Raw genomic sequence first — 24,461 nt, forward strand, 5'->3', positions numbered from 1 at the left:
CGCGAGCCTTTACCGGGACTTCACACCGGGAGGCTTGCTGGGATGTCTCTGTCAGGGGTGTGCGTGACGGCCGTTGAATCCCGTCCTGCGGGGGTTGTCGGGGCCAGCCGGGGTCCGCGTCACCGGCCGTTCGGGGCCCGTGTCATGGCGTTCGTGGCGCTGACCAAGCCGCGGATCATCGAGCTGCTGCTGATCACCACCGTTCCGGTGATGTTCCTGGCGGAGCAGGGCGTGCCCGATCTGACGCTGGTGCTGCTCACCTGCGTCGGCGGCTACCTCTCCGCGGGCGGCGCCAACGCCCTCAACATGTACATCGACCGGGACATCGACGCGCTGATGGACCGCACCGCGCAGCGCCCCCTGGTCACCGGCATGGTCAGCCCCCGCGAGTGCCTCGCCTTCGGCATCACCCTCGCCATCGGCTCCACCCTGCTCTTCGGCTACACCGTCAACTGGCTCTCCGCCTGGCTCTCCCTCGGCGCCCTCCTCTTCTACGTCGTCGTCTACACGATGATCCTCAAGCGCCGCACCGCGCAGAACATCGTCTGGGGCGGCATCGCGGGCTGTATGCCGGTGCTGATCGGCTGGACGGCCGTCACGAACTCCCTGACCTGGGCCCCGCTCATCCTCTTCCTGGTCATCTTCTTCTGGACCCCGCCGCACTACTGGCCGCTGTCCATGAAGGTGAAGGAGGACTACGCGCGGGTCGGCGTGCCCATGCTCCCGGTGGTCGCCTCCAACAAGACCGTGGCCCGGCAGATCGTCCTCTACTCCTGGGTCATGGTCGCGGTCTCGCTGCTGCTCACCCCGCTCGGCTACACCGGCTGGTTCTACACCACGGTCGCGCTGGCCGCGGGCGGCTGGTGGCTGTGGGAGGCGCACGCCCTCCAGAACCGCGCCAAGGCCGAGGTCACGGGCGCGAAGCTGAAGGAGATGCGGCTGTTCCACTGGTCCATCACCTATGTCTCGCTGCTGTTCGTGGCCGTGGCCGTGGACCCCTTCCTGCGCTGAGACCGGGCGCCGGGACCGGGGCCGTGGCCGGGGCCGGGGCTCGCGCTGAGGCGAGGGTCACGTACCCGCCGCCGGTACCCGTCGGTAGCATCCTGGCCATGGCAGACGCAGACGCAGACACCCCGCAGGCGGACCAGAACACCGACACCGGGGCCGCCGCCCGCGACGGGCGCAGGACCGCCCGGCTGACCCGGCAGATCGGCGCCTTCGCCCGCAGGCACGGCGGCGCCGAGGGCCAGATCGCCTACCTCGGCGAACGCGGCGCCCGGATCGTCCTGGTCGGCGAGGACGGCACCTGGGGCGACCTGGTCGCCCCCAGCCTCGCCGTCGCCGAGCGGGCGGTCACCGCCTCCGGCATCACCGTCCACGAGTCCTTCGACGGCGAGTTCGCCGCCAAGGTGCGGACCGGCCCCTACGAGTGGAAGCGCATGGCCGGAATCCAGGTGGGAAACGGCTGAGCATCGCCGCTCCTCCGTCAGGTACGCGTCCGGCCGCCGTGGCCGGACCACCCCGTCCGGCAACACCTGAACCCCGCCCCACCCGTTAGGACGGTCACAGGGACAGTCCACGACGGGGGAGCAGCGGGAATGATCGAGACACCGGCCCTGGTGGACCAGCACTGCCACGGAGTGCTCCGGACGGAGCTGGGACTCGGCACCTTCGAGGCCCGGCTCGCCCCCACCGAGGGCCCGTCCGCCCCCGGCACCACCCTCTTCGACACCCAGACCGGGTTCGCGGTCCGCCGCTGGTGCCCCCCGCTGCTGGGCCTGGAACCGCACAGCCCGCCCGCCCGCTATCTCGCCCGCCGCCGGGAACTCGGCGTCCTGGAGTCCACCCGACGGCTGCTGCGCGGCACCGGCATCACCACCTACCTCGTCGACACCGGCCCGCCCGGCGACCTCACCTGCCCCGCCGAACTGGCCTCGGCCGCCGACGCCGAGGCCCGCGAGACCGTCCGCCTCGAACTCCTCGCCGAGCAGATCGCCGACACCTCCGGCACCGTCGCGTCCTTTCTCGCCAACCTCGCCGAGTCGGTGCACGCCGCCGCCGCCCACGCCGTGGCCTTCACCTCCGTCGCGGGGCTGCGCCACGGACTCGCCCTCGCGCCCGAACCGCCCGGCCCCGGTGAGGTGCGCGGCGCGGCGGGGCGCTGGCTGGCCGGGCGGCGGGCGGGCGACGCCCTCACCGATCCGGTGCTGCTGCGCCATCTGCTGTGGAACGCCGTCGCCTCCGGCCTGCCCCTGCAACTGCACACCGGTCCGGGCGGGCCCGGGGCCCGCGTCGACGGCACGGACCCGGTGCCGCTGACCGGTTTCGTCCGGGCCACCGCGGGGCTCGGCACCGATCTGATCCTGCTGCACGGCTCTCCGTACCATCGCCGGGCGGCCCGTCTGGCGGCCGTCTTCCCCCATGTGTACGCCGACTGCGGCGCCGCCCTGCCGCGCACCGGCTCCGGAGCCGCCCGGGTGCTCGCCGAGATCCTGGAACTGGCCCCCTTCGGGAAGGTCCTCTTCTCCACCGGGGCGGGCGCGCTCCCCGAACTGCATGTGGTCGGGGCGCGGTTGTTCCGGGAGGCGCTCGGCCGGGTGCTCGGCGGCTGGGTGACCGAGGGGTCGTGGTCGCCGGGCGACGCCCACCGGGTGGCCGCCCTGATCGCGGCGGGCAACGCGCGGCGGGTGTACGGGCTGGACTGAACTGGCCAGACTGAGCACATGCCACCCCAGGAACAGCCTCCGGCCCGGGATCAGCCGGCGACCCGGGATCAGCTCCCGGCCCAGGAACAGCCCCCAGCCGACGACCCGCCCGCCACCCGCGCCCTGCTCGACCGCTTCCTCACCGCCCTGGCCCCGCTCGGACCGGTCGCGCTCTGGGCGCACGGCTCACTGGCGGGCGGTGACTACCAGGAGGGCCGCAGCGACCTCGATCTGATCGCCGTGCTGCCCCGGAGGCCCGCCCCGCGCACCCTCTGGCGGCTGGCCCTGCTCCACGCCCGACTGGGCACCGCCCCGCTCGCCCCCCTGCTGCACTGCACCTATCTCACCCCGGCGACCGCGACCGGCACCGCCCGACGGCACCTCACCTGGGCGCACCAGGAACTGCTGCGCCGCCCGGTCACCCCGGTCACCCGCCGTGAGCTGCACTCCTTCGGCCGGGTTCTGCACGGCCCGCCCCCGGCGGACCTGCTCCCGCCGGTCACGGACCCGGAACTCACCGCGTTCGTGGTCCGCGACCAGCGGGACTTCTGGCGCCCCAAGGTGGACCGCGCGGAGCTGTGGACCCGGGACGTATGGGTGGACCACGCCCTGATCACCCTGGCCCGCGCCACCGTGACCGCGCGGGACGGCCGGCTGATCTCCAAGCGCGAGGCCCTCGCCGTGCTGCCCGGCCTGGGCGCCCCGGCCGAGGTGGTCGAGGACATCAGGGCCCGCCGCTACGACGGCCCCCGCCCGGCCCCGGCCCCCGACTGGACCGCCCGCCGCGCCGACCTGACCCGGACCTACCTGGGCCCGGCCATCGACGCGCTGGTCGCCTCGTACTCCTGAACGGCCGGGGCCGGGACGGCGGCGTCGGACGCCGGGCGCTCGCGCAGGGCGAGCAGGACCCGCAGGGTGGCGATCCACACCAGGCACGAGCCGAGCATATGGGCGCCGACCAGGACCTCGGGCAGATCGGTGAAGTACTGGACGTAGCCGATGACGCCCTGGAGCAGCAGGATCACGAACAGGTCCCGGGTCCGGGCGAGCGGGACCCTGGGGGCGTCCACCGCCTTGAGGACGAACCACAGGGCGAAGGTCAGCGTCACCACGATCCACGCCAGCACCGCGTGCAGCCGGGTCACGTCGTCCCAGGGGACGTCCATCCGGGGCACCTCGCTGGAGTCACCGGCGTGCGGACCGGCGCCGGTCACGACAGTGCCGACGGCGATCAGCAGCACCGTCACCCCGACCAGCACCCACACGAGCTGCTGCACGACCCTGCCGACCAGCGGACGCGCCGCCCCGTCGCCCTCGCGGGTGCGCTGCCACATCACCGTGGCCACCGCGATCAGCGCGGAGGACAGCAGGAAGTGCAGGGCGACCGTGTACGGGTTGAGGCCGACCAGGACGACGATCCCGCCGAGCACCGCGTTGCCCATGACCACCCAGAACTGGGCCCAGCCCAGCCGGGTCAGCTCCCGCCGGTACGGCTTCTCGGAGCGGGCGGCGATGATGGCCCAGCCGACCGCCGCGCACAGCACATAGGTCAGCATCCGGTTGCCGAACTCGATGACCCCGTGCAGACCCATCTCCCGGGTCGCGGTCAGCGAGTCGTCGGTGCACTTGGGCCAGGTCGGGCAGCCGAGGCCGGAGCCGGTGAGCCGGACGGCCCCACCGGTGACGACGATGACGACCGCCATGACGAGCGCGGCGAGCGCGGCCCGGCGCACGGTGCGCGGGGTGGGGGTCCAGCGCGCGGCGATGAAGGCGAGGGGGTTGCGCACGGCGGCTACGGCGTCCGCACGGGTCAGCTTGGGCACGGGGCCCATCGTAGAAGGCGGCTTGTGCACTCGTTCACGAGGGGCCCGCTTCACCTCTTCGGCGCGGCTGCTCGCGGCGGAGCCCGTCGCTCCCGGCCCGGAGCCAGCTACTCCCAGCGGAAGAACCGCCCCGCCGCCGCCAGCCCCAGCACCGCCCACACCGCCAGCACCGCCAGATTGCCCCAGGGCATCCCGGCCCCGTGCTGGAGGACATCCCGCAGACCCTCGGAGAGGGCGGAGATCGGCAGCAGCCCGAGGACGTCCTGAGCGGCGTCCGGGAACCGGTCCAGGGGGACGATCACCCCGCCGCCGATCAGCAGCAGCAGGAACACCAGGTTGGCGGCGGCGAGGGTGGCCTCCGCCTTCAGGGTGCCCGCCATCAGCAGCCCGAGCCCGGAGAACGCGGCGGTGCCCAGCACCAGCAGCAGGAGCACGGTGAGCGGGTTGCCCTGCGGGGACCAGCCGAGCGCCAGGGCGAGGGCCGTCACCAGCAGCACCTGGAGCACCTCGGTGACCAGCACCGCGAGGGTCTTGGCGGTCATCAGCCCCCAGCGCGGCAGCGGCGAGGACGCCAGCCGCTTGAGCACCCCGTAGCGCCGCTCGAAGCCGGTGGCGATGGCCTGCCCGGTGAACGCGGTGGACAGCACGGCCAGCGCGAGGATGCCGGGCGCGAGGAAGTCGACGGACTCCCCGGCGCCGGTGTCGACGATGTCGACGGTGGAGAACAGCACCAGCAGCAGGGTCGGGATGATCACTGTCAGGAGCAGTTGCTCGCCGTTGCGCAGCAGCATCCGGGTCTCCAGTGCCGCCTGGGCCGCGATCATGCGGGTCAGCGGCGCGGCCCCGGGCCGGGGGGCGTACGTACCGGTGGCGCTCATGCGCGCAGCTCCTTGCCGGTCAGTTCCAAGAAGACGTCTTCCAGAGTGTGGCGTTCCACCGAGAGGCGGTCCGGGAGGACCCCGTGCTGGGCGCACCAGGAGGTGACCGTGGCCAGGAGCTGGGGGTCGATGGTGCCGGTGACGCGGTAGGAGCCCGGGGTCAGTTCGACGGCGGCGGCGTCGGCGGGGAGGGCCTTGAGGAGGGAGGCCACGTCGAGTCCGGGGCGGCCGGTGAAGCGCAGGGTGTTCTCGGCGCCGCCCCGGCACAGCTCCTCGGGGCTGCCCTGGGCGACGACCCGTCCGCTGTCGATGATGGCGACGTCGTCGGCGAGCTGCTCGGCCTCGTCCATGTGGTGGGTGGTGAGGATGACGGAGACGCCGTCGGCGCGCAGATCGCGGATCAGGTCCCAGGCGGCGCGGCGGGCCTGCGGGTCGAGTCCGGCGCTCGGCTCGTCCAGGAAGACCAGCTCGGGGCGGCCGACGACGGCCATGGCGAGGGCGAGCCGCTGCTGCTGCCCGCCGGACAGCCGCCGGTAGGAGGTACGGCCGCAGGAGCCGAGGCCGAGCCGCTCGATCAGGGCGTCCACGTCCAGCGGGTGGGCGTGCAGCCGGGCCACATGGCGCAGCATCTCGCCCGCGCGGGCGCCGGAGTAGACCCCGCCGCTCTGGAGCATCACGCCGACGCGGGGGCGCAGCGCGCGGGAGTCGCGGACCGGGTCGAGGCCGAGGACGCGGACGGTCCCGGAGTCGGGCCGCCGGTAGCCCTCGCACATCTCGACCGTCGTGGTCTTCCCGGCACCGTTGGGACCGAGTACGGCGGTCACCCCGGTCCGGGCCACCAGGGAGAGGCGGTCCACCGCGGTCTTGTCGCCGTACCGCTTCACCAGGGCGTCGACCTGGACCACGGGCTCACTTCGCATGGGTCCAGAGTCTAGGTTCGCGCCGGGCGCCCCGGACCGGGGGGTGCGGGAAGTCCGGGGGCGCCGGGGGGAGCGCGCCGGGGGCACCGCTCACTCCGGTCCCCCCAGCAGGACGTCCCCGATCCGGGGCCGGTGGGTGGCGAGCCAGGTCTCGGCGTAGGCCACCGCGTCGGCGACCGGGAAGAGCCGGGTCGCGGCGGCGCCGACCGTGCCCCGCACGACCGGGCGGTCGCGTTCGAAGTCATGGCCGAGTTCGTCGAAGCGGTCGGCGCTGATGGACACCTCCGTGACCTCCTCCCAGCCGTCGGGGGACGGGCGGCCGACCCGGACCAGCGGGGCCGGGACACGGTACTCGGCGAGATGGAAGGCGGTGCAGGAGCCGTATCCGGCGCCGAGCAGCAGGACCCGGGCGCCGAGCGCCTCCAGCCGGGCCAGGGGGCTCCGCTCGCCGAGCCGGCAGTCGGTGGCGTGGCCGTCGGTGACCTGGGCGGCGCGGGGGCCGACGGCGGCGAAGGAGGTCTGGGGGTGGGCGCTGCGCAGGGCGCCGGGCCAGCGCCGTACGGTCTCCGGGATCACGCCGACGCCCCGGGTGGGGGTGAGGGCGGGATCGTAGGGCGGCATGGTGGCGCGGATGGTGTCCCACCAGGCGCGCGGGACGGGGGGCTCGGTCCAGACGGCGGGGTCGGAGAGGTCGCCGGTCTGGGTGGGGACGACCAGGGTGCCGCGCGGGCCGAGGGCGTCCAGCAGTCCCTGGACGACGGCGACCGGGCCGCCGCAGACCCAGCCCAGGGAGCGCAGCGAGGAGTGCACGAGCAGGGTCTCGCCGCTGAGCACCCCGGCCTCGCGCGCCTGTGCGGCGACTGTGGATCGGGTGACAAGAGGGCCGGTCGGAGGGGTTGCGGAGGTGTCGGGCATGGTTCGGCAGTCTCCTCGACGGGCCCGCCGGGCGCCACCGGTTCGGCGTACGGTGTGATCGATCAAAGATCGTTTCCGCAGGTCATCTTAGGTATACCTAAGTGACACAGGGCACCGCTCACCCGTACGGACGCGGCTTGTCAGTCTCTGAGGAATTACGCAACAATGGCGTTGTGAAAAACGTCGGTGAGGCTCCGCAGGAGGAACTCGCGACCGGTGAGCGGTCCACCCGCAACCGGGTCGCGCGCTCGATCCTGCAACACGGTCCCTCGACCGTCGCCGAGCTGGCCCAGCGCCTCGGCCTCACCCAGGCCGCCGTCCGCCGCCATCTCGACGCCCTGCTCGCCGACGATGTCGTGGCCTCCCGCGAGCAGCGGGTCTACGGCGCCCGGGCGCGCGGCCGGCCCGCCAAGGTGTTCGCCCTGACGGACTGCGGGCGGGACGCCTTCGACCAGTCCTACGACCAGCTCGCGGCCGACGCCCTGAACTGGATCGCCGAGCAGCACGGCGGCAGCGAGGCGGTCGCCGCCTTCGCCCGTGCCCGGATCGCCGCCCTCGCCGACGCCTACCGCACCGCGGTCGAGGCGGCCGGTCCCGGCGAGCGCACCGAAGCCCTGGCCAAGGCCCTGAGCGCGGACGGGTACGCTGCTACCGCGCGCAGCGCGCCCCGGCCCCAGCAGGGCGAGCAGCTCTGCCAGCACCACTGCCCGGTCGCCCATGTCGCCGAGCGGTTCCCGCAGCTCTGCGAGGCCGAGACGGAGCTGTTCGCCGAACTGCTCGGCACCCATGTGCAGCGGCTGGCCACCATCGCCCACGGCGACGGTGTGTGCACGACGTTCATCCCGAGGATCCCGAAGACCTCGCCGCCCGCGAAGATCTCCGCGACCCCCGCGACCTCTGCCACCGCCTCTACCACTACCACCCACGCATCCACCAGCACGGCCGGGAGGAACCCCGCATGACTCTCCCCACGGAGACCGCCCACCCCGAACTCGAAGGGCTGGGCACGTACGAATACGGCTGGGCCGACTCCGACGAGGCCGGTGCCGCGGCGAAGCGCGGTCTGAGCGAGGCCGTCGTCCGCGACATCTCCGGGAAGAAGTCGGAGCCGGAGTGGATGACCAAGCTCCGCCTCAAGGGCCTGCGGCTCTTCGAGAAGAAGCCCATGCCGAACTGGGGCTCCGACCTCTCCGGCATCGACTTCGACAACATCAAGTACTTCGTGCGCTCCACGGAGAAGCAGGCGGAGTCCTGGGAGGACCTGCCCGAGGACATCAAGAACACCTACGACAAGCTGGGCATCCCCGAGGCCGAGAAGCAGCGCCTGGTCGCCGGTGTCGCCGCCCAGTACGAGTCGGAGGTCGTCTACCACCAGATCCGTGAGGACCTGGAGGAGCAGGGCGTCATCTTCCTGGACACCGACACCGCGCTCAAGGAGCACCCGGAGCTGTTCAAGGAGTACTTCGGCACGGTCATCCCGGTCGGCGACAACAAGTTCGCGTCGCTGAACACCGCGGTGTGGTCCGGCGGCTCCTTCATCTACGTCCCGCCGGGCGTCCATGTCGAGATCCCGCTCCAGGCCTACTTCCGGATCAACACCGAGAACATGGGCCAGTTCGAGCGGACCCTGATCATCGTCGACGAGGGCGCCTATGTGCACTACGTCGAGGGCTGCACCGCGCCGATCTACAAGTCGGACTCGCTGCACAGCGCGGTCGTCGAGATCATCGTCAAGAAGAACGCCCGCTGCCGCTACACGACCATCCAGAACTGGTCGAACAACGTCTACAACCTGGTCACCAAGCGCGCCGTCGCCTACGAGGGCGCCACCATGGAGTGGATCGACGGCAACATCGGCTCCAAGGTGACGATGAAGTACCCGGCCGTCTACCTCATGGGCGAGCACGCCAAGGGCGAGACCCTGTCCATCGCCTTCGCGGGCGAGGGCCAGCACCAGGACGCGGGCGCCAAGATGGTCCACATGGCGCCGAACACCTCGTCCAACATCGTCTCGAAGTCGGTGGCCCGCGGCGGTGGCCGCACCTCCTACCGCGGTCTGATCGAGATCGGCGAGGGCGCCCCCGGCGCCAAGTCCAACGTGCTGTGCGACGCGCTGCTGGTGGACACCATCTCCCGCTCCGACACCTACCCCTATGTCGACGTCCGCGAGGACGACGTCTCCATGGGGCACGAGGCGACCGTCTCCAAGGTCTCCGAGGACCAGCTCTTCTATCTGATGAGCCGCGGTCTGACCGAGTTCGAGGCGATGGCGATGATCGTGCGCGGCTTCGTCGAGCCGATCGCCAAGGAGCTGCCCATGGAGTACGCGCTGGAGCTGAACCGGCTGATCGAGCTCCAGATGGAAGGCGCGGTCGGCTAGCGCCGGACGCCCACCGCTTCCGTCAGCGGACGGCCCGCCTTCCGGGGCGGGCCGAAGATCGTCACCGTATATGCGTCACCGGCGTTCCCCGTGATCGCCGTCGGGCGTTCGTCGTCACCCTCGCAAGATCGTCGTAAGGAAGAGAGCAGATCGACAGCCATGGCTGAGGCTCAGAGTATTCCGGTGGGTTCCACCACCGCCGGCTCGATCGCGGTGGCCGCGGAGTCGACCGTCGCCACCCGGATGAGCGCCCCCCCGTCCTTCGACGTGGCGGACTTCCCCGTGCCCCACGGCCGGGAGGAGGAGTGGCGGTTCACCCCGCTGGCGCGGCTGCGCGGGCTGCACGACGGCACCGCCATCGCCTCCGGCACCGGGGTGAAGGTCGCCGTCGAGGCCCCCGAGGGCGTCACCGTGGAGACCGTCGGCCGGGGCGACGCCCGGCTCGGCCGGGCCGGCACCCCCGTCGACCGGGTCGCCGCCCAGGCGTACTCCGCCTTCGAGCAGGCCGGGATCGTCACGGTCCCCAGGGACACGCAGCTCACCGAGCCGATCCGGATCACCGTGCACGGCGAGGGCGGGGTCGCCTACGCCCACCAGGTGATCGAGCTGGGCGCCTTCGCCGAGGCCCTGGTCGTCCTCGACCACACCGGGGACGCGGTGCTCGCCGCCAACGTCGAGTACGTCCTCGGCGACGGGGCGAAGCTCACCGTGGTCTCCGTCCAGGACTGGGACGACAAGGCCGTGCACGTGGCCCAGCACAACGCCCTCGTCGGCCGGGACGCCACCTTCAAGTCCGTGGTCGTCACCTTCGGCGGCGATGTCGTGCGGCTGCACCCCCGGGTGGCCTACGCCGGGACGGGTGGCGACGCCGAACTGCTCGGCCTGTACTTCACCGACGCCGGCCAGCACCAGGAGCACCGCCTCCTGGTCGACCACAACGTCCCGCACTGCAAGTCCAACGTGGTCTACAAGGGCGCCCTCCAGGGCGAGCAGGCCCACGCGGTGTGGATCGGCGACGTGCTCATCGAGGCGAAGGCCGAGGGCACCGACACCTATGAGATGAACCGCAACCTGGTCCTCACGGACGGCGCCCGCGTCGACTCGGTGCCCAATCTGGAGATCGAGACCGGTGAGATCGTCGGCGCCGGACACGCCTCCGCCACCGGCCGCTTCGACGACGAGCAGCTCTTCTATCTGATGGCCCGCGGCATCCCCGAGATCGAGGCCCGCCGTCTGGTCGTGCGCGGCTTCTTCGCCGAACTCGTCCAGCAGATCGGCATCCCGGACGTCGAGGAGCGGCTCATCGCCCGGATCGAGCAGGAACTGGAGGCAGCGGTCGCATGACGGCCTTCGTCCGTGTCTGCGCGCTCAGCGAGCTGGAGCAGGACACCCCGAAGCGGGTGGAACTCGACGGCACGCCGGTGGCCCTGGTGCACACCGAGGGCGAGGTGTTCGCCATCAACGACATCTGCTCGCACGCGAATGTCTCGCTGTCCGAGGGCGAGGTGGAGGACTGCGCCATCGAGTGCTGGCTGCACGGCTCCACCTTCGACCTGCGCACCGGCAAGCCGTCCGGCCTCCCGGCCACCCGCCCCGTACCCGTTTACCCCGTAAAGATCGAAGGGGACGACGTGCTCGTCTCCCTCACCCAGGAGTCCTGAGGCAACCCATGGCAACGCTTGAAATCCGAGACCTGCACGTCACCGTCGAGGCCGACAACGCCACGAAGGAGATCCTCAAGGGCGTCGACCTCACCGTGAAGCAGGGCGAGACGCACGCCATCATGGGCCCCAACGGCTCCGGCAAGTCCACCCTCGCCTACTCGCTGGCCGGCCACCCCAAGTACACGATCACCGGCGGCACGGTCACCCTCGACGGCGAGGACGTCCTGGAGATGTCCGTCGACGAGCGGGCCCGCGCCGGACTGTTCCTCGCCATGCAGTACCCGGTCGAGGTCCCCGGTGTCTCGGTCTCCAACTTCCTGCGCACCTCCGCCACCGCCATCCGCGGCGAGGCCCCCAAGCTGCGCACCTGGGTGAAGGAGGTCAAGGAGGCCATGGAGCGCCTCAACATGGACCCCGCCTTCGCCGAGCGCAATGTCAACGAGGGCTTCTCCGGCGGTGAGAAGAAGCGCCACGAGATCCTCCAGCTCGAACTGCTCAAGCCGAAGATCGCGATCCTGGACGAGACCGACTCCGGTCTCGACGTGGACGCGCTGCGGGTGGTCTCCGAGGGCGTCAACCGGGTCCGCGAGAGCGGCGAGGTCGGCACCCTCCTCATCACCCACTACACGCGCATCCTGCGCTACATCAAGCCCGACCACGTCCATGTCTTCGCGGGCGGCCGGATCGCCGAGTCCGGCGGCCCGGAGCTGGCGGACAAGCTGGAGAACGAGGGCTACGAGGCATACGTGAAGGGTGGCGCATCCGCGTGACACAGTTGCCGGGCCTCCTCGACACCGAGGCGATCCGCAAGGACTTCCCCATCCTGGACCGCCAGGTCCACGACGGTAAGAAGCTCGTGTACCTGGACAACGCGGCGACCTCGCAGAAGCCGCGCCAGGTACTGGACGCCCTGAGCGAGTACTACGAGCGGTACAACGCCAACGTCCACCGCGGTGTGCATGTCCTCGCCGAGGAGGCCACGGCGCTGTACGAGGGCGCGCGCGACAAGGTCGCCGCCTTCATCAACGCGCCCAGCCGCGACGAGGTGATCTTCACCAAGAACGCCTCCGAGTCGCTGAACCTGGTGGCGAACATGCTCGGCTGGGCCGACGAGCCCTACCGGGTGGACTCCGACACCGAGATCGTCATCACGGAGATGGAGCACCACTCCAACATCGTCCCCTGGCAGTTGCTGTCGCAGCGCACGGGCGCGAAGCTGAAGTGGTTCGGCCTCACCGACGACGGCCGCCTCGACCTGTCCAACATCGACGAGATCATCACCGAGAAGACCAAGATCGTCTCCTTCGTCCTGGTCTCCAACATCCTGGGCACGGTCAACCCGGTCGAGGCGATCGTCCGCCGCGCCCAGGAGGTCGGCGCGCTGGTCTGCGTCGACGCCTCCCAGGCCGCCCCGCACATGCCGCTGGACGTGCAGTCCCTCCAGGCCGACTTCGTGGCCTTCACCGGCCACAAGATGTGCGCGCCGACCGGCATCGGGGTGCTCTGGGGCCGCCAGGAACTGCTGGAGGACCTGCCCCCGTTCCTCGGCGGCGGCGAGATGATCGAGACCGTCTCGATGCACTCCTCCACCTACGCCCCCGCCCCGCACAAGTTCGAGGCGGGCACCCCGCCGATCGCCCAGGCGGTCGGCCTCGGCGCGGCCATCGACTACCTCACCGCGCTCGGCATGGACAAGATCCTCGCCCATGAGCACGCCCTGACCGAGTACGCCGTCAAGCGGCTCCTGGAGGTCCCCGACCTCCGGATCATCGGCCCCAGCACGGCCGAGGACCGGGGCGCCGCGATCTCGTTCACCCTCGGTGACATCCACCCCCACGACGTGGGCCAGGTGCTGGACGAGCAGGGCATCGCGGTCCGGGTCGGCCACCACTGCGCCCGCCCGGTCTGCCTGCGCTACGGAATTCCCGCGACCACCAGGGCGTCGTTCTATCTGTACTCCACGCCGGCCGAGATCGACGCACTGGTCGACGGTCTGGAGCACGTACGGAACTTCTTCGGCTGAGGGGCGTGCTGCAACCGTGAAGCTGGACTCCATGTACCAGGAAGTCATCCTGGACCACTACAAGAACCCGCACGGGCGTGGTCTGAGGGACGGCGACGCCGAGGTCCACCATGTGAACCCGACGTGCGGCGACGAGATCACCCTGCGCGTGAAGTACGACGGCACGACGATCGAGGACGTCTCCTACGAGGGCCAGGGCTGCTCGATCAGCCAGGCCAGCGCCTCCGTGCTGAACGAACTGCTGGTCGGCAAGGACGTCACCGACGCCCGCAAGATCCAGGAGACCTTCCTGGAGCTGATGCAGTCCAAGGGCCGGATCGAGCCGGACGACGCCATGGAGGAGGTGCTGGAGGACGCGGTCGCGTTCGCCGGTGTCTCCAAGTACCCGGCCCGCGTCAAGTGCGCGCTGCTGAGCTGGATGGCGTGGAAGGACGCGACCGCCCAGGCCCTGGGCTCCGCCGCTGCCGACGCCCCCGCCTCTGAAAGGAAGACGGCATGACCGAGACCATCGAGATGAAGCCGGCCTCGGAGGAGGAACTCCGCGAGGCCCTGATGGACGTCGTGGACCCGGAACTGGGCATCGACGTCGTCAACCTCGGCCTGATCTACGGCATCCACGTGGACGACTCCAATGTGGCGACGGTCGACATGACCCTCACCTCGGCGGCCTGTCCCCTCACGGACGTCATCGAGGACCAGGCCAAGTCCGCCACGGACGGCCTGGTCAGCGAGTTGCGCATCAACTGGGTCTGGATGCCCCCGTGGGGCCCCGACAAGATCACGGACGACGGGCGGGAGCAGTTGCGGGCGCTGGGCTTCAACGTCTGAGCTTCCGCGCCCCCTGCACGGCCCCGACCCCCCTTCGCACGGCCCCCGGCCTCCCGCCGGGGGCCGTCGCCGTGCCGTCCGGGGCCACTGGCTTTCTGCTGGGGGCTGGGGGCCGCCGGCGTGCCGTCCGGAGCGGTCGGCGTGCGCGCCGTCCCGGGATCCAATCGTTATGTACGACCGTACACATTCCTCTGTACGCTCCTCCGTATGGGTTTCCTCCTGCTCGCGGGGGCCATCGCCGCCGAGATCGCCGCGACCACCTCCATGAAGTACAGCCACGGCTTCACCCGGCTCTGGCCGTCGCTGATCACCGCGGTCGGCTATCTCGTGGCGTTCACGCTGCTCGCGCAGACGCTGAAGACGATCTCGGTGGGGACCGCGTACGCGATCTGGTCCGGGGCCGGGACCGCGGTCGTGGCGATCATCGGCGCGGTGTTCCTGGGGGAGGGCATGACCCTGGCCAAGGCGGCCGGGATCGCGCTGATCATCATCGGGGTCGTGGTGCTCAACCTGGGGGGCGCGCACTGATGGCCCGCCGGTACGACCCCGGGCGCCGGCAGCGGATCATCGACGCGGCGATCCGGGTGGTGGGCGCCAAGGGCCTCGCGGGGCTGAGCCACCGGACGGTCGCCGTCGAGGCGGACGTACCGCTGGGCTCGACCACCTATCACTTCGCGACCCTGGACGAATTGCTGGTGGCCGCGCTCAGGCAGTGCAACGAGAGCTTCGGCGCCCTGATGGAGGCGCGCGGTGGGCTGCGCGCACCGGATCTCGACCTCGCCGCCGAACTCGCCGCGCTGCTCGGCGAGTGGCTCGCGGGCGACCGGACCGGCGTGGAGCTGGAGTACGAGCTGTACCTCGCCGCGCTGCGCCGCCCCGCCCTGCGCCCGGTCGCCGCCGCATGGGCCGACGGGGTGGTCGCGAGCCTCGTCCGGCATGTGGACGAGGTGACCGCCCGTGCCGTGGTCGCCCTGATGGACGGTCTCTGCCTCCAGGTGCTGCTGACCGACACCCCCTACGACGAGGGATACGCGCGGGAGCTGCTGGCCCGGGTGATCGGGAGCCGTCCGACCGGCGGGTGAGACGGGCCCGGCCCGGTTTGGCCCCGGTGGGGCGCGGGCGGTTAGGTTGCCCCCATGACCGACACGACTGCTTCCCGTACCACCGGTGCCGTGGCCGCCGGACTCGCCACCGTCGCCGCCGACGGCACCGTTCTCGACACCTGGTTCCCCGCCCCCGAACTCTCCGACGCGCCCGGACCGGCCGGTACCGAGCGGCTGGACGCCGACCGCACCCGCGCGCTGCTCGGTGAGCACGCCGTCGCCGCGCTCGCCAAGGACGGGGTGCGCGGTGTCGAGACCGTCGCGGTCCGCACGGTCATCTCCTCCCTGGACGACAAGCCGCTCGACACCCACGACGCCTATCTGCGCCTCCATCTGCTCTCGCACCGGCTGGTCCGGCCCAACGGGCAGAACCTGGACGGCATCTTCGGCCTGCTGCCCAATGTCGCCTGGACCTCGCTGGGCCCGGTCGCCGTCGACACCCTGGAGACCGTCCGGCTCGCCGCGCGCGCCCGCGGGCTGCACGTCAGCGTGTTCGGTGTCGACAAGTTCCCCCGCATGACCGACTACGTGGCCCCGGCGGGCGTCCGGATCGCCGACGCCGACCGGGTCCGGCTCGGCGCCCACCTCGCCGCCGGTACCACCGTGATGCACGAGGGCTTCGTCAACTTCAACGCCGGGACGCTCGGCACCTCCATGGTCGAGGGCCGGATCTCCCAGGGCGTCGTCGTCGGCGACGGCTCCGACATCGGCGGCGGCGCCTCCACCATGGGCACCCTGTCCGGCGGCGGCAAGGAGCGGGTGGCCATCGGCGAACGCTCCCTGGTCGGCGCCGAGGCCGGGATCGGGATCGCGCTCGGCGACGACTGCGTGGTCGAGGCGGGCCTCTACCTCACCGCCGGGACCCGGGTCACCCTGCCCGACGGCCAGATCGTCAAGGCCCGCGAACTCTCCGGCGCCAGCAACATCCTCTTCCGCCGCAACTCCGTCACCGGCACCGTCGAGGCCCGCCCCAACAACGCCGAGTGGGGCGGCCTCAACGACGTCCTGCACAGCCACAACTGAGGTCCCGGCGACCGGGGGTGATCACGGGGGCGATCGCAGTGACGATCACGGTGACGATCACTTAAAAGGACCACCGTGGACCGCCATCCGTGTCCTCGGGGCCCGTCCCGCAGATGAAGCGGATGAACAGACGGACGCCGGGGGTCGTAACGCGTCCGATCATCCGCCGAACGGTCGCGAGACGAGGGCTGAAGAATGACGAACCTGGGCACGAGGAACACGGCACGGCTGCTGACGGGGGCGGTCGCGGTGGTCGCGGTGGGCTGGCTGTCCGGCGGTGCCGCACAGGCCGACGAGGCCCACACCGACTCCCACAACGGCACCCGCGTCGGCCTGGTCAACCTCCATATCGGCCAGATCGACGACCCCGCCGAGGATGTCCTCGAACACTTCCGGGTGTTCGGCGACGAGCAGACGACGGAGGGCGCGGCGGCGGCGGAGACGGCCGCCGAGTGAGACAGCCGTCCGGCAGTACGGCCCGGGGCCGTCCGAACCGCAGCACGCGGAACGGACGGCCCCGGGCCGATCTGCGTGGGTGGATCTTCATGGGTGGATCTTCATGGGTCGTTTTCCACGACCGGGGCATAGCGGGGGCGGGCCGCGGGCGTCAGGAGGGGTGAGGAGGGCCGGCCCGAACCCGGGCCGGCCGGGGAAGAGAAGGTGACGATGAATGCCCAGGACGAGGAGAGCTTCCGCCGGTTCGTCGAGAACCGGTCCACCGTTCTGCTGCGCTGCGCGGTGCTGCTCAGCGGCGGCGACCGGCACGCCGCCGAGGACCTGCTCCAGAACGCCCTGATCAAGGCCGCCGGCCGCTGGCGGCGGATCGACGATCCCGAGGCGTATGTCCGGCGGATCCTCTACCGCCAGCAGATCAGCCGCTGGCGGCTGAAATGGCCCCGGCGCGAACTGACCGTCGCCGAGCCGCCCGACCAGCGCAGCACTGGCGACGCCGCCACCGCCGCCGAACTGCGGCTGCTGCTCCGGGACGCGCTGTCCCGGCTCACCCCCCGGCAGCGGACCGTGCTGGTGCTGCGCTACTTCGAGGACCTGCCCGAGGGCGAGGTCGCCCGGGTCCTCGGCTGCTCGGTGGGCACCGTACGGTCCACGACCCATCGCTCGCTCGCACGGCTCCGCGCCTACTCGCCGGAGCTGGCCTCCCTCGCCGTCGACCGCGCACCCCTGGAGGTATGCCAGTGAACACCGAGGTACTGCTGCGCCAGGCGCTCGGCGAACAGGCCGCCGAACAGCGCCCCCCCAGCGGCGCCTTCGCCGACCGGGTGCTCGCCGCCCGGCGCCGCCGCCGGTCGCGCGTGGCCGTCGGGACCGCCGTAGCGGCCGTCACCGGTGTGATCCTGGCCGTCGGGGTGCCGCTGCTGGACACCGGGGGGCGGGACGGGCCGTCCGTCACGCAGAGCGCGGCGCGGGATGTCGAGGCCCACCCGGACCAGTCACCGCCGCGGGACCGGATCTCCGCCGGAGAGGTCGTGCTCGCCGCCTACTACACCACCTCGCCGAGGCTGGGCGTCCCCACCGCCGACATGTACCCGGAACGTACGTACGCGCTGCTCGACCCCGGCACCGGACGCTACGAGGAGGACGCGCGCTGGTCGTTCGTCGCCGTCGCGCCCGGCGCGCGGACCGCGGCGGTGCTGGAACAGGCCCTCCCGGCCCGGCGGATCGGGCTGCTCGACCTGGCCACGGGACAGGTCGAGCGCTGGATTCCGGTCGAGCGGGGCGTCGGCGGGCTCGCCTGGTCCGCGGACGGGGAACGCCTCCTCGCCACGACCTACGACCGGCATCCCGACCTGCTCTCCGACGCGGAGCGCGACCAGCAGAACGGCGTCGCGGGCCCGGCCCCGTCCAGCCGGACCGGCTTCTCCATCATCGACGTGGCGGAGGGGTCGGCCCGCTGGAGCCGGGTCGACCCGGAGCCGCTCGCCGAAGGGCGCGACGACTTCGGGTTCGGCGTCGGCGACACCACCGTGCGGGGGTGGTCGTCCGGGTTGCTGGACGGATTCCCGCACTACTACGACCTGAGCGGACTCCCGATCGCCACACCCGCCGGGGAGCAGTACGTGCAGACGGACTCCGGTGCCGGGCTGTCGCCGGACGGCAGCCTCGTCGCCGGTCGGCTGTTCCGCGACCAGCCCGAGGGGGCCTACTCCGAGATCCTCGACGCCCGCACCGGCGAGCGGGTCGGTGAGGTGCGCGGTGCCGAACCGTTCGCCTGGGTGGACGACCAAAGGCTCATCGCCTGGGAACGCCGTCCGGACGACACGGTGGCGTATCAGCCCCGGCTGGTGCTGGTCACGATCGGCAGCGACGAGGCCGTGCCGCTGGCCGGGGCGGGGGACCTGCCGACCGAGGGCCTCGCGACGCCGTGGCGGCCGGTGTTCACGACCAGGTGAGCCGTCCCGGCGGGCGGGCCGGTCAGCAGGCGACGGGGACGGGCACGGGGGCGACCGCCTCGTACGCGGCCCGCAGGAGCGCCGTCCGCTCCGGGTCCGCCGGGCGCAGCGGCGACCGGACCGGTCCGGCCGGCAGGCCCAGCTCCGCCAGGAGGGCCTTCGCGGTGACCGTCCCCGGCAGCCCGTCCGCCATCATCGCCTCGACCAGGCCGGCCGTCTCCCGCTGGAGGCGGCCGGCCTTCACGGTGACCCCGGCGTCGAACGCGTCCAGCACCGCCCGTAGCCGCTCCGGGATCACGTTGGCGACCGTGCTGACATAGCCCGCCCCGCCGATCGCGTACAGGGCGAGGATGTGCTCCTCGCAGCCCGCGTAGTACGCCAGTTCCGTGCGGGACATGACCTTCTGGGCGGCGAGGAAGTCGTGGGAGCAGTCCTTGACGGCGACGATCGCCGGGTGCTCGGCCAGCCGCAGCAGGGTGTCCGGTGCGATGCGGGTGCCGGTGCGGCCCGGGATGTCGTACAGCATCACCGGCAGTCCGCAGCCGTCGGCGACCGCCCGGAAGTGGGCCTCCACGGCGTCCTGCGGGGGCCTGCTGTAGTACGGGGTCACCACCAGCACACCGTCCGCGCCCGCCCGCTCCGCCGCGCGCGCCAGCTCGACCGAGTGCCGGGTGTCGGAGGTGCCGACGCCCGCGATCACCGTGGCCCGGCCGCCCACCGCCTCCCGTACCGCCCGCACCAGGGCCGCCTTCTCGGCGTCGGAGGTGGTCGGGGACTCGCCGGTGGTGCCGGACAGCACCAGCCCGTCGCAGCCCCGGGCCACCAGGTGCTCCGCCAGCAGCCCCGCCCCGTCCGGGTCCAGGGCCCCCGAGTCCGTGAAGGGCGTGACCATCGCGCACAGGGCGCGGCCGAAGGGGGTGGGGGACAGGGAGAGGGAGGGGGCGGGAGGGGTGGGTACCGGATGGAGGGATGCGGAGTGCTCGGGTGCGGGGTGTGTGGGTGCCGGGTGCGGGGATGCGGGATGTGTGGGTGCCGGGTGCGTCATAGGAGCAGTGTCGGTCGCCGCATTGTGAAGCTCCACTTAAATCTTCTACGTAATGCTCCGCAGGGTTGCTAAGGAGTGGTGCTGAGGGAGGGCGGGGGTGGTCGGTCGGGCTGGCGGGTGGGGCTTGACCTGAAGTTCGGTTGAGGTCGGAGGGTGGGTGGTGTCCCCGCCCGGCCGTGAACCGGGTGACCGACCAGGAGGTCCGTATGACCCGCCGTGTCCACACCCACCCCGATCTGCTGCTCCCGGAGGTCGGGGCACCCTACTTCTCCACCTGGCGGGTGGGCACCCCCGAACGGCAGCGGCTCACCGTCGACGCCTTCGCCGCGACCTGGGAGCGCCGCCCTTGGCCCGCCCGCGAACTCATCTCCCACCACGTCTACCTCGGCCATGACGGCGGCACCCTGCTGCACCACGCCCAGTGGGCCAGCCCGGCGGGCTACGAGGGCTTCTTCAAGACGCGGCGCCAGGAGACCGTGGACGAGATCGACACCGCCGTGCCCGGCATCGAGCGGCTCTCCCTCAACCGGTACTCCCGCTACCGCAGCCGCGAGCGGGCCGCCGGTGACGCGCGGGTCCCGGAGCTGATCGTCACCGTACGGATCGACTTCGAACCCGGGGCCGCGGGTCGGCGGACGGACTGGATCGACACCCTGCTGGCGACGCAGGACCTGGACGCGGAGGGGCACCGGGGTCTGATCTCCGCGCACTTCCACCTCTCGGACGACGGCACCCATGTCCTGAACTACGCCGAGTGGGCGGACGACACCGCCTACGACGAGGTCATCGCCGGTGCGGCGGCGGCAGGGCGCGGGGCGGACGGAGGGGCGGGGGGAGGGGCGGGCGCCGGGGAGTGGGAGAAGGTGCGGGCGTATCCGGGGGTGACCCGGTTCACGGGGGCGCGGTTCCGGCATGTGTTGGGGCTGACCGCGTAGGAGCGGGCGGTGCCGCCGAATAGTCGATCCTCCTGGACAAGGATAATGTTCGGTGGGAGGCTGGGGGCATGCTGGACGTCACCGTCATCGAGGACCCCGAGGCCGCGGCCGTCAGTCTGGACCCGGTACGGGCCCGGCTGCTGGCCGAGCTGGCGGCCGGGCCCGCGTCGGCCACCATGCTGGCGGGCCGGGTGGGACTGCCCCGGCAGAAGGTGAACTACCACCTCAAGGCACTGGAGCGGCACGGACTGGTCGAACTCGCCGGGGAGCGCCGCAAGGGCAATGTCACCGAGCGGCTGATGCGGGCCACCGCCGCGTCGTACGTCATCTCGCCGGCCGCCCTGGCCGCGGTGCAGCCGGACCCGGACCGGTTCCGCGACCAGCTCTCCGCGCGCTGGATGCTGGCGCTCGGCGCCCGGCTGGTGCGGGACGCCGGTGCGCTGATCACCGGCGCCGCGCGGGCCCGCAAACGCCTCGCGACCTTCGCGCTGGACGGTGAGGTGCGGTTCGCCTCCGCCGCCGACCGGGCCGCGTTCGTGGAGGAACTGGCGGCGGGGGTGAGCGCCCTGATCCGCAAGTACGACGCGCCGGAGGTGGAGGGGGGGCGGGATCACCGGATCGTTGTCGCTCTGCATCCCAAGGTGCGGGAAGTGCCGGAAGCGCGGGAAGTGCCGGAGGTGCGGGGAGAGCGGGAAGGGGTGGGGGAGTCCGAGCCCGTTCCCGGGATCGGCCCCGCTTAGGAGCTGTCGGGCGCCGCCGGAACCCGTCCATCTCGCATCCCATTCGCATCCCCTTCGGATCGCACTCGAATCGCACTCGAATCCCCATCGCATTCCCAGGAGCAGCGCCATGTCCGACCTGTCCGAGAAGGCCGCCGAGAAGGCCGCCGAGAACGTGTTCGAGATCGTCCGGGAGTTCGAGGTCGAGGTCGCGCCCGAGCGGGTGTGGGAGGCGGTCACCGCGGGCACCGGTGGCTGGCTGTGGCCGATGGAGCCGCCCGAGCCGCGCGCCGGGGGCGCTGGACCATACGGTTCCGAGGTGGTCGCCTGGGATCCGCCGCACCGCTACACCAACCGGGCGGAGTTCGACGACCCGTCCGCGACCCAGACCGTCAACCAGCTCGACTACACCATCGAGCCGCGCGACGAGGGCCGCCGGGCCTGGGTGCGCTATGTGCACAGCGGGATCTTCGTCGACGACTGGGACAACCAGTACGACGGGGCCGCCCGGCACACCGGCTTCTATCTGCACACCCTGCGCCAGTATCTGACCCGGTTCGCGGGCCGTCCGCTCACCGCGTTCGCCGCGTTCGACGGGCCGGAGGCGGCGGGAGCGCCCGACGCCCTCGCCGCTGTCGAGCGGGCGCTGGGCCTGACCGGCGATGCGCCCGAGGGGACGCGGGTGCGGATCGGCGGTGGTCCGGAGGGGGCGCGGGTGCGGACCGGTGGTCCGGAGGGCGTGGTGCTCGACGCGGTTGTCGACTACCACGACCCGTACTTCCTGGGACTGCGGACGCGGGACGCCCTGATCCGGGTCTTCGGCCGCAATCACTGGGGGCATGTGGTGGGGATGGCCGTGCACGACTTCGCCCCGGACGCGGATCCGGCGCGGGTCGAGCGGGTGTGGAAGGGCTGGCTGGACGGGGTCTTCGGGGGCCGGTGACGGCCGGTGAACCGGTGGGCGCCGCGGGTGCGGGCCGGGGCCCGTCGCGTGGGTGAGGCGACGGGCCCCGGGGACGCGGAGGCCATGGAGACCACGGAGACCATGGAGACCGTGGAGGCCGTGGAGGCCGTGGGTCCGGTCTACGGGCGGAAGCGCAGAATCTGCGGGTCGTGGTCGCTGATCTGGTCGTGGAACTCCGCGTTGATGTGCACGCTGTCGTACTCGAAGTGGTCGGCGCGGCGGATCGACGGGCTGATCAGGATCTGGTCGAGGGTCTGGCTGTTGCCCTGGAAGACATACGAGTAACGCTCGCTCTTCGGCAGGGACTTCACCGCCGACCACAGCGCGCCCTCGCCCTCCAGGATGTCGACCGTCTCGGAGAACTCGAAGTCGTTGATGTCGCCGAGGGCGATGACGTCCGCGTTCTTCTGCTCGGCCAGGATGTCCTGGACGAAGGCGTTGACCAGTGTGGCCTGCTGGTGGCGCTGGGTCTCCGAGCTGCGCGCCGGGGGCTGGTACTGGGAGGTCAGCCCCTGGTCGCCGCCCTTGGAGTTGAAGTGGTTGGCGATCACGAAGACCGTTTCGCCGCGGAAGACGAACTCGCCGACGAGCGGCTTGCGGCTGGCGGTGAAGGCGGTGTCCGTCGGGTCGATCCGGCCCGGGGAGGCGGTCAGCGCCGCCTTGCCGCGCACCTTGGTCACCCCGGTCGCGGTGGTGGCGTCGCCGCCCGCGCGGTCGGTGAAGGACACCCGCTCCGGGTTGAACAGGAAGACCTGGCGGATGTTGCCGCCGGGCTCGCCGCCGTCGGCGTTGTTCACCGGGTCGATGGACCGCCACTGGTAGGCCGGGCCGCCCGCGGCGACGATCGCGTCCGTCAGCTTCGTCAGGGTCTGCTCGGCGGAGACGGTGCCGTTGTTGGTGGCGCCGTTGTCGTCCTGGACCTCCTCCAGGGAGAGGATGTCGGGCGAGCGGAGGCTGGTCACGATCGCGGCGGCGTGCTCCTCGAACGTCTGGTCGGCCGGGTCCAGGTTCTCCACGTTGTAGGTGGCGACGGCCAGTTCGTCACGGCGCTGCTTGTCGGTCGTCTCGCGCTCGTTCTGACCCTGCTTCAGCGCGCCGATCCGGCTCGCGACCATGGTGTAACCGCCGAACTGGTTGTAGTCCAGCGGACCGGCGGTGGTGCCGGTGAGGCTGTCGCCGACGTTCGCCTTGGGGAAGTCGGCCACCGCGCCCAGCGACTGGATCTGGAGCCGCCCGGTGTTCTGCGAGGAGTAGGAGCCGTAGACCGTGCCCCCGCTCGCGCCGCGGTTCTCGTACGGCTTCACCGTGACCCACAGCTCGGTGTACGGGTCGGTGGCGCCCACCACGCGGACATCGGCGACCTGGACGTTCATGCCCTCCAGGGACTCGTAGTGGTCCAGGGCGTACTTCTGCGGGCGGAGCGGCAGGGCGTTGACCGAGCCGCCGGCCGCCGGGTCGCCGGGCGGGGTGTAGCGGGACGGCACCGAGCGGCTGTCGATCGTCGTGGCGGCCGGGACCGGGTTGCCGCTGGAGACGACGGTGACCGTCGGGCGGGTGATCTCGGTCAGGCTCTGGTTCCCGGAGGCGGTGCCGCCCGGCACGAACTCGGTCACCGTGCCGGACACGCTCACCGCGTCGCCGACCGCGACCCTCGGGGTGGACGAGGTGAAGACGAAGACGCCCTCGCTGGTGGCCGGGTCGGCGTCCGGGTTCGGGTCCTGTATCCAGAATCCTCTGGAGGAGCCGTAGCCGCGCACCCCGGTGACGATTCCGGTCACGTCCGTGACCTGCTGTCCGGCGTACGGGGAGGTCCGGGTCGAGCCCTGGATGTCATGGATCCGGACCGCGTCCGCGTGGGCGGGCGAGGTCAGCACGAGGGTCGACGCCGCCGAGCACACGGCGGCGACGGTGAGCGCGGCGAGACGCGCGGAAGACTTGCTCGGCAAGGTATCCCTCCGGGGGATGGGAGAAGCGGGGATGGCGTGGCTGACGGCCGGGGTAGGCGGGCTGACGGCCGAGGTAAGCGGGGCGGGGCGGGGCTGCGGGGGCGGAGAGGGGTGTGCGGCCCGGTGGTGCCGGTGCGCCGACCCCCCGTCGGTGAACCGCTGTCCGCTCCCTTTCTACGCGC

The 24,461-nt window shown here is 71.8% G+C and carries 27 protein-coding genes; 21 read left to right on the forward strand and 6 right to left on the reverse strand.

Features of this window, described 5'->3' with window-relative positions; all coding sequences use genetic code 11:
* The first annotated feature begins 57 nt into the window (after positions 1-57).
* The 4 genes from AB0O01_RS15320 to AB0O01_RS15335 all read left to right on the forward strand — a co-directional run bounded on the left by AB0O01_RS15320 (position 58) and on the right by AB0O01_RS15335 (position 3,554).
* Entirely contained in the window at positions 58-1,011 is a 954-nt protein-coding gene (locus tag AB0O01_RS15320; RefSeq protein WP_365313769.1) for a heme o synthase, read from the forward strand.
* Between the two features lie 98 nt (positions 1,012-1,109).
* On the forward strand, positions 1,110-1,469 hold the full coding sequence (locus AB0O01_RS15325) for a hypothetical protein (RefSeq protein WP_365313548.1): 360 nt from the start codon (positions 1,110-1,112) through the stop codon (positions 1,467-1,469).
* A gap of 129 nt (positions 1,470-1,598) precedes the next feature.
* A complete protein-coding gene (locus tag AB0O01_RS15330; protein ID WP_365313550.1) occupies positions 1,599-2,705 on the forward strand; it encodes an amidohydrolase family protein in 1,107 nt (368 codons plus the stop codon).
* Positions 2,706-2,723: 18 nt separating this feature from the next.
* Positions 2,724-3,554 (forward strand): nucleotidyltransferase domain-containing protein, encoded by an 831-nt coding sequence (locus AB0O01_RS15335; RefSeq protein WP_365313552.1) that lies wholly within the window; start codon positions 2,724-2,726, stop codon positions 3,552-3,554.
* Here the strand turns inward: AB0O01_RS15335 and AB0O01_RS15340 are convergent.
* The 4 genes from AB0O01_RS15340 to AB0O01_RS15355 form a co-directional block, all read right to left on the reverse strand.
* On the reverse strand, positions 3,509-4,537 hold the full coding sequence (locus AB0O01_RS15340) for a COX15/CtaA family protein (protein WP_365313553.1): 1,029 nt from the start codon (positions 4,535-4,537) through the stop codon (positions 3,509-3,511). The two genes, AB0O01_RS15335 and AB0O01_RS15340, sit on opposite strands and share 46 nt — an antisense overlap.
* A 98-nt stretch (positions 4,538-4,635) precedes the next feature.
* A complete protein-coding gene (locus tag AB0O01_RS15345) occupies positions 4,636-5,406 on the reverse strand; it encodes an ABC transporter permease (protein WP_365313554.1) in 771 nt (256 codons plus the stop codon).
* Complete coding sequence (locus tag AB0O01_RS15350) at positions 5,403-6,326, reverse strand: ABC transporter ATP-binding protein (protein WP_365313556.1); 924 nt, start codon at positions 6,324-6,326, stop codon at positions 5,403-5,405. Before AB0O01_RS15350 ends, AB0O01_RS15345 begins: the two co-directional genes overlap by 4 nt.
* 90 nt (positions 6,327-6,416) lie before the next feature.
* A complete protein-coding gene (locus tag AB0O01_RS15355; protein ID WP_365313558.1) occupies positions 6,417-7,241 on the reverse strand; it encodes an AAC(3) family N-acetyltransferase in 825 nt (274 codons plus the stop codon).
* Positions 7,242-7,414: 173 nt separating this feature from the next.
* Here AB0O01_RS15355 and AB0O01_RS15360 point away from each other — a divergent pair, with 173 nt between their 5' ends.
* The 14 genes from AB0O01_RS15360 (at position 7,415) to AB0O01_RS15425 (ending at position 18,670) form a co-directional block, all read left to right on the forward strand.
* On the forward strand, positions 7,415-8,203 hold the full coding sequence (locus AB0O01_RS15360; protein WP_365313560.1) for a helix-turn-helix domain-containing protein: 789 nt from the start codon (positions 7,415-7,417) through the stop codon (positions 8,201-8,203).
* Positions 8,200-9,621, forward strand: a complete 1,422-nt coding sequence (gene sufB / locus AB0O01_RS15365; RefSeq protein WP_365313561.1) for a Fe-S cluster assembly protein SufB — start codon at positions 8,200-8,202, stop codon at positions 9,619-9,621. The genes AB0O01_RS15360 and sufB overlap by 4 nt, the downstream gene beginning before the upstream one ends.
* A gap of 159 nt (positions 9,622-9,780) precedes the next feature.
* Positions 9,781-10,965, forward strand: a complete 1,185-nt coding sequence (gene sufD / locus AB0O01_RS15370; protein WP_365313563.1) for a Fe-S cluster assembly protein SufD — start codon at positions 9,781-9,783, stop codon at positions 10,963-10,965.
* Positions 10,962-11,282, forward strand: coding sequence for a bifunctional 3-phenylpropionate/cinnamic acid dioxygenase ferredoxin subunit (locus AB0O01_RS15375; RefSeq protein ID WP_365313564.1), 321 nt, complete (start codon positions 10,962-10,964; stop codon positions 11,280-11,282). Before sufD ends, AB0O01_RS15375 begins: the two co-directional genes overlap by 4 nt.
* 8 nt (positions 11,283-11,290) lie before the next feature.
* On the forward strand, positions 11,291-12,055 hold the full coding sequence (gene sufC, locus AB0O01_RS15380; RefSeq protein WP_365313566.1) for a Fe-S cluster assembly ATPase SufC: 765 nt from the start codon (positions 11,291-11,293) through the stop codon (positions 12,053-12,055).
* Complete coding sequence (locus AB0O01_RS15385; protein ID WP_365313567.1) at positions 12,052-13,308, forward strand: cysteine desulfurase; 1,257 nt, start codon at positions 12,052-12,054, stop codon at positions 13,306-13,308. The genes sufC and AB0O01_RS15385 overlap by 4 nt, the downstream gene beginning before the upstream one ends.
* A 16-nt stretch (positions 13,309-13,324) precedes the next feature.
* A complete protein-coding gene (sufU, locus tag AB0O01_RS15390; protein WP_365313569.1) occupies positions 13,325-13,807 on the forward strand; it encodes a Fe-S cluster assembly sulfur transfer protein SufU in 483 nt (160 codons plus the stop codon).
* Positions 13,804-14,136, forward strand: a complete 333-nt coding sequence (locus tag AB0O01_RS15395; protein WP_365313571.1) for a metal-sulfur cluster assembly factor — start codon at positions 13,804-13,806, stop codon at positions 14,134-14,136. Before sufU ends, AB0O01_RS15395 begins: the two co-directional genes overlap by 4 nt.
* A 141-nt stretch (positions 14,137-14,277) precedes the next feature.
* Positions 14,278-14,664: a multidrug efflux SMR transporter gene (locus tag AB0O01_RS15400; RefSeq protein ID WP_365313572.1), complete on the forward strand. Its 387-nt coding sequence runs from the start codon at positions 14,278-14,280 to the stop codon at positions 14,662-14,664.
* Positions 14,664-15,218, forward strand: coding sequence for a TetR family transcriptional regulator (locus tag AB0O01_RS15405; RefSeq protein ID WP_365313573.1), 555 nt, complete (start codon positions 14,664-14,666; stop codon positions 15,216-15,218). Before AB0O01_RS15400 ends, AB0O01_RS15405 begins: the two co-directional genes overlap by 1 nt.
* A 54-nt stretch (positions 15,219-15,272) precedes the next feature.
* On the forward strand, positions 15,273-16,262 hold the full coding sequence (dapD, locus tag AB0O01_RS15410) for a 2,3,4,5-tetrahydropyridine-2,6-dicarboxylate N-succinyltransferase (protein ID WP_365313574.1): 990 nt from the start codon (positions 15,273-15,275) through the stop codon (positions 16,260-16,262).
* A gap of 195 nt (positions 16,263-16,457) precedes the next feature.
* Positions 16,458-16,718, forward strand: a complete 261-nt coding sequence (locus tag AB0O01_RS15415; protein WP_365313576.1) for a hypothetical protein — start codon at positions 16,458-16,460, stop codon at positions 16,716-16,718.
* A 210-nt stretch (positions 16,719-16,928) separates the two neighbouring features.
* Positions 16,929-17,459 (forward strand): SigE family RNA polymerase sigma factor, encoded by a 531-nt coding sequence (locus AB0O01_RS15420; RefSeq protein WP_365313771.1) that lies wholly within the window; start codon positions 16,929-16,931, stop codon positions 17,457-17,459.
* On the forward strand, positions 17,450-18,670 hold the full coding sequence (locus AB0O01_RS15425) for a WD40 repeat domain-containing protein (protein WP_365313577.1): 1,221 nt from the start codon (positions 17,450-17,452) through the stop codon (positions 18,668-18,670). The genes AB0O01_RS15420 and AB0O01_RS15425 overlap by 10 nt, the downstream gene beginning before the upstream one ends.
* A gap of 22 nt (positions 18,671-18,692) precedes the next feature.
* Here the strand turns inward: AB0O01_RS15425 and dapA are convergent, their stop codons facing one another.
* Complete coding sequence (gene dapA / locus AB0O01_RS15430) at positions 18,693-19,715, reverse strand: 4-hydroxy-tetrahydrodipicolinate synthase (RefSeq protein WP_365313578.1); 1,023 nt, start codon at positions 19,713-19,715, stop codon at positions 18,693-18,695.
* 206 nt (positions 19,716-19,921) lie between these two features.
* Between dapA and AB0O01_RS15435 the strand changes: the two genes are divergently transcribed.
* The 3 genes from AB0O01_RS15435 (at position 19,922) to AB0O01_RS15445 (ending at position 22,312) form a co-directional block, all read left to right on the forward strand.
* Positions 19,922-20,650 (forward strand): hypothetical protein, encoded by a 729-nt coding sequence (locus AB0O01_RS15435; RefSeq protein ID WP_365313580.1) that lies wholly within the window; start codon positions 19,922-19,924, stop codon positions 20,648-20,650.
* A gap of 68 nt (positions 20,651-20,718) precedes the next feature.
* Positions 20,719-21,390: a winged helix-turn-helix domain-containing protein gene (locus AB0O01_RS15440; RefSeq protein WP_365313581.1), complete on the forward strand. Its 672-nt coding sequence runs from the start codon at positions 20,719-20,721 to the stop codon at positions 21,388-21,390.
* 109 nt (positions 21,391-21,499) lie between these two features.
* Positions 21,500-22,312, forward strand: a complete 813-nt coding sequence (locus AB0O01_RS15445; RefSeq protein ID WP_365313582.1) for an SRPBCC domain-containing protein — start codon at positions 21,500-21,502, stop codon at positions 22,310-22,312.
* Between the two features lie 140 nt (positions 22,313-22,452).
* On the opposite strand, the gene AB0O01_RS15450 is transcribed toward AB0O01_RS15445, so the two are convergent.
* Entirely contained in the window at positions 22,453-24,279 is a 1,827-nt protein-coding gene (locus AB0O01_RS15450) for an endonuclease/exonuclease/phosphatase family protein (RefSeq protein ID WP_365313583.1), read from the reverse strand.
* Between the last annotated feature and the right edge of the window lie 182 nt (positions 24,280-24,461).

It is taken from the genome of Streptomyces sp. NPDC093252, assembly GCF_040683675.1.
GTDB lineage: Bacteria > Actinomycetota > Actinomycetes > Streptomycetales > Streptomycetaceae > Streptomyces.

Coding starts and splice junctions, on each gene's coding strand:
- AB0O01_RS15325 (WP_365313548.1), top strand. CDS start 1,110: ATGGCAGACGCAGACGCAGACACCCCGCAGGCGGACCAGAACACCGAC.
- AB0O01_RS15330 (WP_365313550.1), top strand. CDS start 1,599: ATGATCGAGACACCGGCCCTGGTGGACCAGCACTGCCACGGAGTGCTC.
- AB0O01_RS15335 (WP_365313552.1), top strand. CDS start 2,724: ATGCCACCCCAGGAACAGCCTCCGGCCCGGGATCAGCCGGCGACCCGG.
- AB0O01_RS15340 (WP_365313553.1), bottom strand. CDS start 4,537: ATGGGCCCCGTGCCCAAGCTGACCCGTGCGGACGCCGTAGCCGCCGTG.
- AB0O01_RS15345 (WP_365313554.1), bottom strand. CDS start 5,406: ATGAGCGCCACCGGTACGTACGCCCCCCGGCCCGGGGCCGCGCCGCTG.
- AB0O01_RS15350 (WP_365313556.1), bottom strand. CDS start 6,326: ATGCGAAGTGAGCCCGTGGTCCAGGTCGACGCCCTGGTGAAGCGGTAC.
- AB0O01_RS15355 (WP_365313558.1), bottom strand. CDS start 7,241: ATGCCCGACACCTCCGCAACCCCTCCGACCGGCCCTCTTGTCACCCGA.
- sufB (WP_365313561.1), top strand. CDS start 8,200: ATGACTCTCCCCACGGAGACCGCCCACCCCGAACTCGAAGGGCTGGGC.
- sufD (WP_365313563.1), top strand. CDS start 9,781: ATGGCTGAGGCTCAGAGTATTCCGGTGGGTTCCACCACCGCCGGCTCG.
- AB0O01_RS15375 (WP_365313564.1), top strand. CDS start 10,962: ATGACGGCCTTCGTCCGTGTCTGCGCGCTCAGCGAGCTGGAGCAGGAC.
- sufC (WP_365313566.1), top strand. CDS start 11,291: ATGGCAACGCTTGAAATCCGAGACCTGCACGTCACCGTCGAGGCCGAC.
- AB0O01_RS15395 (WP_365313571.1), top strand. CDS start 13,804: ATGACCGAGACCATCGAGATGAAGCCGGCCTCGGAGGAGGAACTCCGC.
- AB0O01_RS15405 (WP_365313573.1), top strand. CDS start 14,664: ATGGCCCGCCGGTACGACCCCGGGCGCCGGCAGCGGATCATCGACGCG.
- dapD (WP_365313574.1), top strand. CDS start 15,273: ATGACCGACACGACTGCTTCCCGTACCACCGGTGCCGTGGCCGCCGGA.
- AB0O01_RS15415 (WP_365313576.1), top strand. CDS start 16,458: ATGACGAACCTGGGCACGAGGAACACGGCACGGCTGCTGACGGGGGCG.
- AB0O01_RS15420 (WP_365313771.1), top strand. CDS start 16,929: ATGAATGCCCAGGACGAGGAGAGCTTCCGCCGGTTCGTCGAGAACCGG.
- AB0O01_RS15425 (WP_365313577.1), top strand. CDS start 17,450: ATGCCAGTGAACACCGAGGTACTGCTGCGCCAGGCGCTCGGCGAACAG.
- dapA (WP_365313578.1), bottom strand. CDS start 19,715: ATGACGCACCCGGCACCCACACATCCCGCATCCCCGCACCCGGCACCC.
- AB0O01_RS15435 (WP_365313580.1), top strand. CDS start 19,922: ATGACCCGCCGTGTCCACACCCACCCCGATCTGCTGCTCCCGGAGGTC.
- AB0O01_RS15440 (WP_365313581.1), top strand. CDS start 20,719: ATGCTGGACGTCACCGTCATCGAGGACCCCGAGGCCGCGGCCGTCAGT.
- AB0O01_RS15445 (WP_365313582.1), top strand. CDS start 21,500: ATGTCCGACCTGTCCGAGAAGGCCGCCGAGAAGGCCGCCGAGAACGTG.